The organism is Metabacillus litoralis (genome assembly GCF_020524045.1).
Classification (GTDB): Bacteria; Bacillota; Bacilli; order Bacillales; family Bacillaceae; genus Metabacillus; species Metabacillus litoralis_C.
On the sequence record NZ_JAIVKL010000006.1, the window covers coordinates 152550 to 164889 of the forward strand.

General features: G+C 33.8%; 11 protein-coding genes. 6 read left to right on the forward strand and 5 right to left on the reverse strand.

The genetic code is table 11. The annotated features are described in order from the left end of the window. Positions 1-133: 133 nt before the first annotated feature. From LC076_RS11350 to LC076_RS11365, 4 genes are all read left to right on the forward strand, one after another. Positions 134-520: a hypothetical protein gene (locus LC076_RS11350; RefSeq protein ID WP_226668925.1), complete on the forward strand. Its 387-nt coding sequence runs from the start codon at positions 134-136 to the stop codon at positions 518-520. Between the two features lie 247 nt (positions 521-767). Then, the gene (locus LC076_RS11355) at positions 768-1373 is read left to right on the forward strand and encodes a hypothetical protein (RefSeq protein ID WP_226668927.1); all 606 of its coding nucleotides are present in this window, start codon (positions 768-770) and stop codon (positions 1371-1373) included. 100 nt (positions 1374-1473) lie between these two features. Next, positions 1474-2109 carry a hypothetical protein gene (locus tag LC076_RS11360; RefSeq protein WP_226668930.1) on the forward strand — a complete coding sequence of 212 codons (636 nt, stop codon included), beginning with the start codon at positions 1474-1476 and terminating at the stop codon, positions 2107-2109. A 30-nt stretch (positions 2110-2139) separates the two neighbouring features. Continuing rightward, a complete protein-coding gene (locus LC076_RS11365; protein WP_226668933.1) occupies positions 2140-2769 on the forward strand; it encodes a hypothetical protein in 630 nt (209 codons plus the stop codon). Between the two features lie 105 nt (positions 2770-2874). Here LC076_RS11365 and iadA read toward each other — a convergent pair whose 3' ends face one another. After that, positions 2875-4047: a beta-aspartyl-peptidase gene (gene iadA / locus LC076_RS11370; protein WP_226668936.1), complete on the reverse strand. Its 1173-nt coding sequence runs from the start codon at positions 4045-4047 to the stop codon at positions 2875-2877. Positions 4048-4122: 75 nt separating this feature from the next. After that, positions 4123-5625, reverse strand: coding sequence for a putative basic amino acid antiporter YfcC (gene yfcC / locus LC076_RS11375; RefSeq protein WP_226668939.1), 1503 nt, complete (start codon positions 5623-5625; stop codon positions 4123-4125). A 344-nt stretch (positions 5626-5969) separates the two neighbouring features. Here yfcC and LC076_RS11380 point away from each other — a divergent pair, with 344 nt between their 5' ends. Further along, positions 5970-7979, forward strand: a complete 2010-nt coding sequence (locus tag LC076_RS11380; protein ID WP_226668941.1) for a sigma-54 interaction domain-containing protein — start codon at positions 5970-5972, stop codon at positions 7977-7979. Between the two features lie 109 nt (positions 7980-8088). On the opposite strand, the gene LC076_RS11385 is transcribed toward LC076_RS11380, so the two are convergent. Continuing rightward, positions 8089-8310, reverse strand: a complete 222-nt coding sequence (locus tag LC076_RS11385; RefSeq protein WP_226668944.1) for a hypothetical protein — start codon at positions 8308-8310, stop codon at positions 8089-8091. A gap of 353 nt (positions 8311-8663) precedes the next feature. On the opposite strand from LC076_RS11385, the gene LC076_RS11390 reads away from it, so the two are divergent. Further along, positions 8664-10046: a VWA domain-containing protein gene (locus tag LC076_RS11390; protein ID WP_226668946.1), complete on the forward strand. Its 1383-nt coding sequence runs from the start codon at positions 8664-8666 to the stop codon at positions 10044-10046. Between the two features lie 161 nt (positions 10047-10207). Here LC076_RS11390 and pepT read toward each other — a convergent pair whose 3' ends face one another. Both pepT and LC076_RS11400 read right to left on the reverse strand, forming a co-directional pair. Beyond that, on the reverse strand, positions 10208-11446 hold the full coding sequence (gene pepT / locus LC076_RS11395) for a peptidase T (protein ID WP_226668948.1): 1239 nt from the start codon (positions 11444-11446) through the stop codon (positions 10208-10210). 120 nt (positions 11447-11566) lie between these two features. After that, complete coding sequence (locus LC076_RS11400; RefSeq protein WP_226668950.1) at positions 11567-12271, reverse strand: bacteriorhodopsin; 705 nt, start codon at positions 12269-12271, stop codon at positions 11567-11569. Between the last annotated feature and the right edge of the window lie 69 nt (positions 12272-12340).

Below are 12340 nucleotides of genomic sequence, written 5' to 3' on the forward strand. Positions count from 1 at the left end.
TTTACCTATCTTACAGTCTAGCATCTTAACTTAGTAATGGTAGATTTCTAAACGAGAAATAAAAAAAATTCACTCTGAGGTTATGAAGTTTATTAATTTGAAAAATTTTTCTTGTAAATAAGGAGAGCATAATATGAGGAACGGAAAAAGAGCTGTCTATAAAGGAAAAGAGTATGAATATATTACAACTGACGATATCGTTTACAAATTGTTTGTAAGGAAAGGATTTGATGCTCCTAATGATTTTGAAATAAATGAGAAGGGAAACTTTCAAAAGCTCGTCAATAGAGGAGAACTAGACGAAGTTTACTATATTCGGCAATTTGCCAAGTATAAAGGACATACTCTTCCAATATGGGAAAGTAGTGATGAAAAGTTACTATTAGGTGAAGGTAGCTATACTATTGCCAAAGAATTAGAGTTTGCTCCATCGGACTTACCATGGGAACGAGGATTATATAAGAAATGGGTACCAAGAGTAGAAATAGAAGAAATTGTAGAAGAAAGAACCCCAGTTTAGAAGACGTGCCTAAAGTCAAATTATTGTACAAACTTTACCGATTCTTCTTTAATCATACATGCTTAAAAGTTTGAGATTTTTAATACCTTCTCATCAAGAGCTGCAAGACTTTTTTCACTGAAATGATAGCAATATCTTAGTGGTATTTTCACACTGCGATATCCAAAACCCACTCACACAAAAAACGATGATTCACAATAGAAGCAATAGACTCACTACATTTGATTAATATGAAAGGAACATGGAAGTGGATATCAATCAATTACAATACATATGTAGAGATTTAGGAATAAATATTGTTATTATTAATGGAGAAATAAAAGAGAATAAAGGATATTATGAAAATTATCATCAATTACAAAAAGAAGGAGAAAATTGGTGCTATTCTGTAATGAATTTCGAAAAGAGAACAGTGCCAGAGAAAGAAGATATTATAAAGTTTTATGATGAAAAAGAAGCTTTAAAATTCTTTTTTATAAAAGTTTTATATCAGAAATATTCCTCAGAAATTTATCCGCCCAATAATCCTATAAATAAATTCAACAGATTAGATGAATTATTAAAACACTTTCAAAATATCGGTATTTCAGATGAGTTTTATAGTTTTAGTGTTATTGAAACTCAAAAGATATATGGAGAAATAGAAGACGAAAAGATTGTAGTTAGCTATATTGATGAAAAAAAGCAAAAGAAATTTACAACATTACCATTAGATAGTAAAGATGGGATATTTGAAATTTATAGGTTAACTTATTCTCTTTGGATATTAAAGACTTTAGAGGAGAAATATCTTGAAAAAGGTATTCTGTTAGAAAAATTTAATGATGAAGATATAGTACGATTTATAAAGTGATAATGATCAAAAAGTTTTCATGCTTAAACTATATCAATTTCTAATGATACCAACACTAACCCATATAGATGATGGTGTTAAAGGGAAGAGGTGATTTTGAATGAATATTATTCAAGTAGCAAAGCTATTAAATCGTGTGGGAAAGTTAGTGGAGATTAAAGATGGATATCTAAAAGAGAATGAATTCTATTCTGAAAATTACTATCAGCTAAAAGAGGTAGACGGTGTTTGGAAGTTTGGATTAGTTATGATAGAAAGGACATACAACCCAATAATTAGGAAGGAAAAAGAATTTAGTACAGAAACTGAAGGTGCAAAGTACTTCTTTTTAGATAGATTATCGTCTTTCTTTTTTTTAGAGAAAGTTCGTCCATTTATGATGGAGCATGATGAATTAGACATAGGAGGAGCAAATTTTGATATAGATATGTTATTTAAAACAATGTCTTTATTAAGCATTCCTTCTACCTTGTTAATAATAGCTAAGCAAAAAGTCAAACAAAGATCTATACAGTTAGAAAGAGTAGATGAAACAAATTATATTGTTTCTTTTATTGGTGAAAAAGGAGATAATATCCACTCGACAATCCCAATAAATTATCATAGAGCATTATTTATAGCTTTTAAAAAGGTATACATGCTTCACCTTTTTGAAGAAGAAGTAATTAAGCTATTAGAAGATGAAGAGATCATAAATGACTTCTCTGAAAATGATATAAGTATATTTTTACAATAACTCTGTAAGAGCTAAATGAGGTGAATAAATATGAACGATAACCAATTTACCAATAAGCTAGGAAATGATTTTAAGATAATAAAAGGGGATGGAATTGATCAATCAACTATAGATGTTTATCCAAAGAGTATTGATGGAAGTGCAAACCTTGATGTGGGTTTTAAATTAGTGGAGCAGAGATTTAACCAATCTTGGATGCTAAGGGAAGTTCAAAGAGAGAAGGAATATGAGTTAGGAAAGTTTAGTAGCCGGGAAATCGGGGTTTTAGCACTTTATACTGCGGTAAAAGGTAGATTTGATCATTTAAAGGTTAATAAAGATGTAAAAAAGAAGTTAAGGGAAAAAGCTGATACATTAATTATTGCAGATGAAATTCTTAAAGATACTATTGATAGTAAATATTTTTCTTTGAATCAAGAAAAAGAAGGAGCACTTAACTTAGAAGCAGAATCAAAAAAGTATAATATATATTATCTAACTTTTATGAAAGAAAAGGTAATTATATCAAAGGGCAGATCTTTGTCTAGTGCTCTTATAGTATTATATAATTATGGTCTATTACTTGAAAGATTTGAAAGTCAAATAAATCCGTTACTGAAACAATCATCAATACATTTGGCTGAAAAGGAAATTTTAAAAAGGGTATTTATAGGAAAGTGATTAAGTTCATTTCCCTAATTAAAGAAAGTGTGTACCAATGGAATTTCCGAATATATTATTTTTAAATAATATTAAAAAGACCTAGCCAAAAGCTAAGCCCCTTTCTCAATCCTCAAACGTCCCCTTCACTATTGCTATTCCGTCATCAACCATATGCTGACCTTTTGCCCAAACTGATTGAACATTTAGGTTATCATCCAATAAGACGAGATCAGCATCTTTGCCTACTTTTACTTCCCCTTTTTGATGAAGCTTTAACACTTTAGCTGGATTGCTTGTGATTACTTTAAGAGCTCTAGCAAGGTCAACGTTTTCTTCTTTAACTGCATCTTTTACCTCTTTGAACAAAGTATTTACCTTTCCAATTTTAAGACCGATCATCTCACCGTCTTTATCAAAATCAGGAAGGCTAGCTTGTCCATCTGAAGTGAACGTGATTTGTTCAATTGAAACACCTGCTTCTAGCATTCTTCTTAGTCCGATACTACATTTTACTTCCCCTTCTTCGAGGAATTTAGGAATGGTACTTGTAGTGAAATCAACCCACCCACCTTTTTTTGCGTATTCAATGCCAGCCTCAAATAGATGTGGATTTCGATTAATATGTGTTGGGTAAAATTGTCGGATAGGAAGGTCGGTTGATGACACAACTTGTAATAGTAAATCAAGGTGATCATGACTGTCTCCAACATGTATATTCACGATCCCTGCTTTGCCTGAAAGCATTCCACCAATTCTTGCTGCTGATGCAATTTTAGCCATTTCTTCGACTGTAGGCTGTGAAGAACGGTGATCACTAATCGCTATTTCTCCCACACCGATAATTTTATCAATTAAAATTAAGTCATCTTCAATTTTCCCAGTTAACGTTTTCACTGGTACCTGATAAGAACCTGTATGAACATAACAAGAAATTCCTTCTTCTTCTAACCCTCTTGCTTTTGCGAGTAAATTGCTCATTGTCCGAGTCGTTCCATCTGTTCCAATAACCCCTACTAGCGTTGTAATGCCTGAAGTTGTCACATCTGTTAATTGGATTTCAGGTGTGCGTGTTTTATAGCTACCTTCACCGCCGCCCCCAGTAATATGTACATGAGCATCGATGAATCCTGGTACCACTTTCATTCCATTTGCATCGATTACCTTCACATCAACAAACCCGTTAGGAATTGAAATTTCATCCTCTATAAAACCAATTTTATCGTGTGTAAGGAGGATATCTTTTTTACCTAAAAAATCAGGCGTATATATTTCTCCGTTTTTTATAAGTGTTAACATCTGACATGCCCCTTTCTAAGATGTATAGGTATAGGGGTCAGGTACCTAGATCGTTAGGTGTCTGCCCCCTATTGATTAAAATCCGGTAAACACCGCGATAAAGATAAAGATACTTGAGAGTAAGAACATTAACAACATGAACTTGATAATGAATTTTGCCCATGTGCCCCAGTCTACTCTTGCTGCGCCTAGTGCGCCCATTAGTGCTGCAGATGTTGGGACTAAGATGTTTGTAAGACCATCTCCTAACTGGAATGCTAAGACAGCTACTTGTCTTGTAACTCCTGCAATGTCAGCTAAAGGAGCCATTAAAGGCATGGTTAAAGCTGCTTGCCCAGAGCCTGATACAACAAAGAAATTGAAAATTGATTGGAAAATATACATAAACCATGCGGATAGTACTTCAGGATAATCACCGATTACTTGGCCTGCTCCATATAACATAGTGTTTAGAACAGATGGAGCATCTGGACTATCTCCACCAAGAATAATGACGATTCCTTTGGCCATGCCCACTACGAGCGCAGCCGGTAGTAAGTCTTTCGCCCCTTCAATAAATCCTTCAGCGATGTCGTTAACGCGCATGCCATTTAATTTAAATAAAACACCAATGACCCCAGCTACTAAACCAATTGTGAAAAATTGAGAAGCTATTTCTGGAATATAATATGCATGCTCAACAACTCCCCAAACAATCCATGCAATCCCTGCTGCGATGGTTAAAACGACTAATGTATGACCGAGCGTAAATGCTGAATTGACATTTTGCTTACTTGCTTCTTTTCGGAAATATCCATCAGATTCATATGAAACGGAACGAGTGGGATCTTTTCGAATGGATGAAGCGTATTTCCAAGTATAAATAATTCCAACTAATGTGAAAACAGCCCACATTGTCATACGAAATGGAGTTCCTGACAATACGGGCACATCTGAAACCCCTTGTGCAATAGCTACGCCAAATGGATTCATCCAAGATGTAGCAAAACCAATTTGTGTAGCAACATACGTAATCATTACACCAGTTATCGCATCATAACCAAGTGCAACCATTAAAGGAACAAGAATCATTGCAAAGGCAATCGCTTCTTCTCCCATCCCAAATACAGCTCCTCCAAGTGAAAAAAGGAAAAACATAATCGGAATAATTAGAACTTCTCTACCCTTTGTTTTATCAATAACCTTTAATATGCCTTCTTCAATCGCCCTTGTTCTCATGATAATTCCAAAGGCTCCACCTATAATCAAAATAAATGCAATGACTCCGACTGCTGATCCCCATTTATCACCAGATACAAGTCCTTCAAATACATAATTTAGAAAACCAGCTTCTCCGTAAGGCTCAAATAAACTAGTTCCAGGACGAACTAAATTTCCATCCTCATCTTTTACATATTCAAAGCTATCAGAAATTAAAACTGTTTTTGTACTTTCTTCTCCGTCAGAACTATATGTTACTTCCTCAGTTTGGAACTGTCCGACTGGAACAAGAAAAGTCATAATAGCAGCTAAAACCACGACAAAAAATACAATGACAAACGTGTGCGGCACTTTCCAAGTTTCGTTTTTCTTTTTCACTTTAAATCCCCCTCTTTCATTTTATATAAAGGCTGTTTTCTCAAACTTTGTTGCTTTTAAATACCCGAACCAATTAGCACTGTATTATGTCTAGTGGCATCTTTTCTTCATAAAATAGCACCCTTATAGTGAAAAAATATTGTTTTCACTTCAAATTTTGGCCATAGCAACAATCGTTCAGAAAAGAGCCTATATAAACTAGTAAGCAAGAACTGTGCCAATAGTAAAAAGTCAGAATATAAGGAAAAAAGATAGCGCTTTTGATATAATTGGTTGATATTAATCAACCTTTTATCAACCAATTAAACCTAAAAAACCTATTACTTATAAAGGGTGAAAATATAATGAGAGAACTTGTCCTATTAGCGGGAACATCAGAGACAAAAAGAACGTTAACAAATCAACTTCAATCGATCTTTGGTGAATTAGTTAAAATTAAAAGTTATGCTACTGAGGAATTTCTCCCAGAAAGCCTATCTAATCAATTAGTTGTTTATTCTTCTTACCTTATTAAGAAAGAAGTGGAGAATGTTGTTCAACAAAGCTGCAAGGTTATTATTGCTAATCGAACAATAAACTATGAGTTTATTGACCAACTTTTATCCGTTGCAGCAGGTACTGAAGTGTTATATGTGAATGATTTTCTAGAAACAGCACTCGATTCCATACGTACATTAAAGGCATTAGGAATTAATCATGTTACATACACCCCTTATCATCCAGGAGATCCTATTCCATCACATATAAATGTAGCCATTACACCTGGTGAGTTGGCTTTAGTTCCTTCTCATATTGATCAAAAAATTAATTTAGGTGTTCGTCTTATCGATATTCATACCATTTTTAAAATTGTTGATTACTTCGAATTACCAGATTCAATCAGCACTGAGCTAGCAGATCGCTATACTAAGGAAATCATTGACTTAACAAAAAAATTATCAAATGCTAGTCAAAAAGCTTCAACTTTAAATCGTTATTTAATGAGAGTGGTAGATGGAGTGAATGATGGAATCCTAGCTGTAAATAGTGTAGGTCATATTACAGTATTTAATGAAATTTTAGAACGTTTAACAGGTTTATCCCATGAGTTTGCAGTTGGAAAACCCTTGAATGCAGCATTTAAGAATGTAGAGCTTATTAGGTTCCTAACAAAGAAGGATATAGAAGCAAAAGAATACTTTACAATTAAACATTCTCCTTATATGGTTCACCGATTCTATATTAAGTCAGAAAAAACAGTTGTGGCTACTTTCAAAAACATTGATGAAACACTTGATATGGAAAAAGCAAGAAGATCAGATCTTCAGAAAAAAGGATATGTTTCAAAATATACCTTTGATCATATTTTAGGAAAAAGTAAAGTGATGAAAGAAACAAAAAACATTGCTTTTCAACTCGCAAAAACAGAAGCGCCAATCTTAATTTACGGAGAAAATGGAACAGGAAAAGAATTGTTTGCTCACGCCATACATCAAGCATCATCACGAATTAACAGCCCATTTGTAGCGATAAATTGTAGTGCTTTATCTGAAGATTTATTAGAAAGTGAGCTCTTTGGTTATGAGGAAGGAGCATTCACTGGTGCGAAAAAAGGTGGAAAAAAAGGCGTTTTTGAACAATCAGATGGTGGGACGATTTTCTTAGATGAAATCGGAGATATCAGTATAAAGCTGCAAGCACGTCTTCTTAGGGTTTTACAGGAAATGGAGATTCGTAGAATTGGTGGAGATAAAAATATTCCGATCAATGTGCGAGTACTTGTGGCTACAAATAAAAATCTGGCCAAAATGATAGAAGCTGGAGAATTTCGCGAAGATTTATATCATCGAATCAAGGTATTATACTTGAAAGTGCCACCGTTAAGGGAAAGGACAGAAGACATCCCCCTACTTATTTCAGCATTTTTAGAGCAGCTTAGCAGCACGGATAGAGTTCCAACACTAGAACCCTATTTATATCCCCTATTCCAAAAACATCAGTGGAAAGGCAACATTCGTGAATTGAAAAATGTGCTTCAGTATATGATAGCTGTTTCAGGAGGTGTTACTCTTACTCAAGAGCACTTACCAACCGATTTCCAAATAGAAAAATCAATAAGAAAGCCGGATGATCAGCTAACAACAGCTATGCAGTTTGTGCTCTCAAGCCTTTTTGAGCTACATCACGAAGGAATGGGTATCAGTAGAAAGAAAATTGTAGAATGGACGAAAGAAAATGGAGATGCATTATCAGAACAGCAAGTTCGAACAATTATGAGAAAATTAGCTGTGCTTGGCTTTATCATCATTCAGCGAGGTCGTGGTGGAACGGAATTAACGAAGAAGGCACTTGATTATATGAAGATAAACGAATAAAATGCTTTACACTTCAAATATTAATTACATAAAACCCATAATGAAAAACGCTTGAATACATACGTTTTTCATTATGGCTTTTTTTCTTGCATTAATGTTGAACAAGTTATCAAATATTCTTATGTGTTGGCTCCATTTTATGATTGTTCGCCTTTTTCTGAGATTGAAAAGTTCTAATCATACTCGGAACTCCTGCCAACATACTAACCATAAAGCTCCACATAACATAACGCCAATCTCCTGTAACAATCGATACGACAATAAAAAACACGAGCTGTCCCACAAGTGCAAACCACGAAGCGAACCAAGCAAATTTTAAGTTTTCTTTCACTTTCTTCCCCCCTACCCTGTAACTGATTTATTTTCATTCACTATTTATTATCTATTTTAACATAAAATTACAATTACCTGTGTACCTCAAAAGAGAAGATAAATCTAGAAATAGAATCCTAGAATATAATTCATTCGAATACGACCTAAAGGATTATATCAAAAACTAGCTCGTTAAATGTGTATTTTTACCTACTTTCAAGCTTGGTTTTTTAGGTAAATATATCTATAGAAAATTATATTTATAGGCAAATATAGTGGTTTTTATTACCATATAAGTATATTTGTGTATTTTACATTCGTTTTATGTTATTCGTATAAGAGGGAAAAACTGCATAATAAGGAGAGATGGAGATGAAGAAGAATATAATTTTGATTTTAATGCTTTTGTCCGTTTTGTTTGTCTTAGGAGGATGTGGATCAAATGAGACATCAAATGGAAATGAACAATCTGAAAAAGTAAAAGAGGATGAAGTTGAATCAGAAAAAAAAGATGAAGAAAGTAGCGATGATGATACAGCACAAGAACAAGAGGTATCAACAACTTTAGAAGAAATCATTGAAGAGACATCAGGTAAATATGCTGGCAATGCTTATAATGAAGCCATTGTACATAGAGATTTAGACGAAAATAGCTTTCAGGATAAAGATAGCTTCCAAGTTTACAATTATTTATTAAGTCTCATGAGTGAATCAGAAACGTATAAAGGCTTTTATGAGGATTTACAGAATTTCAATGATTCTATTGAGACATCAATTTCAAGCACTCCAGAAGGAATGAAGCTTGAAGGTGGCCAAACAATAAATGGAACATCAAATATTGCGATTTTGCTAGATGCTAGTGGGAGCATGGCTCAGAAAATTGGCGGGAAAACAAAAATGGAGCTTGCTAAGCAAGCAGTAAATGAGTTTGTTGCTTCAATGCCTGAGGGATCAAATATTTCCCTAAGAGTATACGGACATAAAGGAAGCAATAGTGACAAAGATAAAAAGACTTCATGCTCAAGTACAGAGTTAGTTTATGAATTAAATTCATATGATGAAACAACATTTAAGGAATCATTAAATAGTTTTAAACCAACAGGTTGGACACCGATTGCAAATGCAATCAATGAGACAAAGAAAGACTTTGAACAGATTACTAATGAAGCTCAAAATATCATTTATGTTGTGAGTGATGGAGTAGAAACCTGTGATGGAGATCCTGTAAAGGCGGCCAAAGAATTGCATGATTCAAATATAAAGGCTGTTGTTAATATTATTGGATTTGATGTTGATCAGGATGGTCAGAAGCAATTGCTGCAGGTTGCAGAAGCCGGTGGTGGAAAATTTGAAACCGTTGATTCGGCAGATGATTTCAAGAAAGTCTGGGAACGTGAACGAGTACGTCTTTATAATGAATGGAGCTCTTGGTCAGCAGAAAATTATAATGACATAGCTTCAGAGCAATCAAAAAAGATCAATGAATTATACGGTTCAAAATCAGATTTTTCTAATTTAACATATGACGAAAAGAATCACCTAAATGAAGCAGTATATTATCTAAAAGATAAAGAACAAATTAGTTCTGAAGTGAGAGAAGAATTATTAAGCTTAATTAAACAAAGACATACTATTTTAGATGAATACCAAGAAGAATATAAGGCATCAATAGAAGAGCTTGAAACAGAAGGTAAAAGGTTGAAGGAAGAGATTCAGGATAAAGGAAAAGAAATGAAAGATAAGTATAGCAATTAATTTGTGAAAAAGAGGTTGGGACATAAGTAATTTACCAAAATAGAAACCGAACAAAGGTTGTAGGTGTAGTTACGTCGCTCCTAAATATACTCCGCTAAGCTATTCCTTTGTTCGGAATTTTTGTTAATTACTTGTTCCAGCCTCTTTATAAAAATCGTGCCTTAATTATTATCTCTTTCTTCAAACAGCTTAACAATTTCAATAATAGTTTCGACTGACTTTTCCATATTTTCAATTGAGATAAATTCAAATTTACCATGGAAGTTTTCGCCACCTGTAAATATGTTTGGTGTTGGTAATCCCATGTAAGAAAGCTGAGAGCCGTCTGTTCCCCCACGGATAGGTTCGACGATTGGTTTTATGCCGAGGTTTTCCATCGCTTGGTGGGCAACGTCAACAATATATTTTACTGGCTCGATTTTATCCTTCATATTGAAGTATTGATCATTCAGTTCGAAAAGAATAGCTTCTTCTCCATAAAATGATTGAAATTCTGCCACGAGCTCAGAAATTGTGTCTTTACGGATTTGGAACTTCTCTTTGTCATGATCTCTTATTATGTAATGTACCTTTGTTTCTTCCACAGATCCCTCTATTGATATCAAATGATAAAACCCTTCATAGCCTTCTGTGAATTCAGGTGCTTCCATTGCAGGTAATTTACTTTGGAAAGCCATAGCCATTTTAGCCGAGTTCACCATCTTGTCTTTTGCTGTTCCGGGATGCACATTGTTTCCTTTAAACGTTATTTTAGCAGCTGCAGCATTGAAGCTTTCATATTGAAGCTCACCTAATGGACCGCCATCAATTGTATAAGCAAAATCTGCACCAAAAGCGTCAACATCAAATTTATGTGGACCTCTACCAATTTCTTCATCAGGTGTAAAAGCGACTCTTATTTTGCCATGCTTAATTTCTGGATGCTGGATTAAATATGCCATAGCCGTCATGATTTCTGTAATACCAGCTTTATTATCTGCGCCTAATAAAGTAGTACCATCTGTTGTCATTAGTGTATGGTTAAGATAATTTTCTAGGCTAGGAAATTGCTTGGGAGAAAGAATGACGTTTAATTCTTTATTTAAGACAATGTCCTTACCATCATAGTTTTCAAAAATTTGTGGGTTTACATTTTTACCAGTGAAATCTGTAGCGGTATCCACATGAGCTAAAAATCCAATTGTAGGTATCTGCTTATCTGTATTAGCAGGAAGTGTTGCCATCACATAACCGTTTTCATCCATTGTTACATCATCCATGCCGATTTGGTTTAATTCTTCTACTAACATGTTTGCTAATGTTAATTGTCCCTCTGTTGATGGACAATTTTCGTTATTTTCATTTGATTGTGTATCAACCTTTACATAGCTTGTTAAGCGATCAATTAATTCTCTTTTCATTTTATATCCCCTTCCTTATTGTAGGATAACTTTATATTATCATGCTCTATGCATTATCGCATTTTTAATAGCTATGAAAACAGTGCTAAAGGAAAAAAGGGATTTTTCTAAGGTTATCACTTACATATTTACTTGATTTGTACTGGTAACTCCTAATTTTCTAAGACCATTAAGATCTAAAATACTAAAACCGACCTTCGAGAAAATGGGTAAAATAATAAAAGCAGTGACATCTGTTAGTTCTTGAGTAAGTCCGAGACCAGATGGACCAATAATCCAAACTGTAGGATAACTAATCCAAAAAACAGTTAAATAAGCTGCTGTTTTTTTATAATGCTTTGATAATGCTAAACCTCTATTATCAGCAATATTTCGTAAAGGATACCAAATGACATATAAAATAATCATTAGGGCAATTACACCCAGAAAATACCAGATATATGTTGTAACACCGTTTGATAAATCTGCAATTAAGCCTGTTAAAATCATGAACACATCTGCAAATATAAGTGTAAATATAATCGTTTTGTTCTTTTTAACATAAAACATAGCTGTAAATGCCAAAGCCAGTAATAACATCGGTGTTGTAACGACCCAATCAATGTATCTAGCATAGTAAATAGTCTTTTCAGGTCTTTCTAGAAAACCTTGTCCAAGGGCAATCGATAGGTAGGCAGCACCAGACCATATTGGTATTAATATAGCAATTAAATATTCATATTTTGGAACTCCCCTAGGATCTCTACTTTGAATATAAAAGTAAAAAGCACCGATTAACATAACAGCAACATAAAAGTAATGAAGAAAATAAATAACATTGTTCAAAATATAGCCACCTTAATCATCTTTTTAACTAGGTATGTCCATAATTAAACGTTAATAAACTACTTTTGA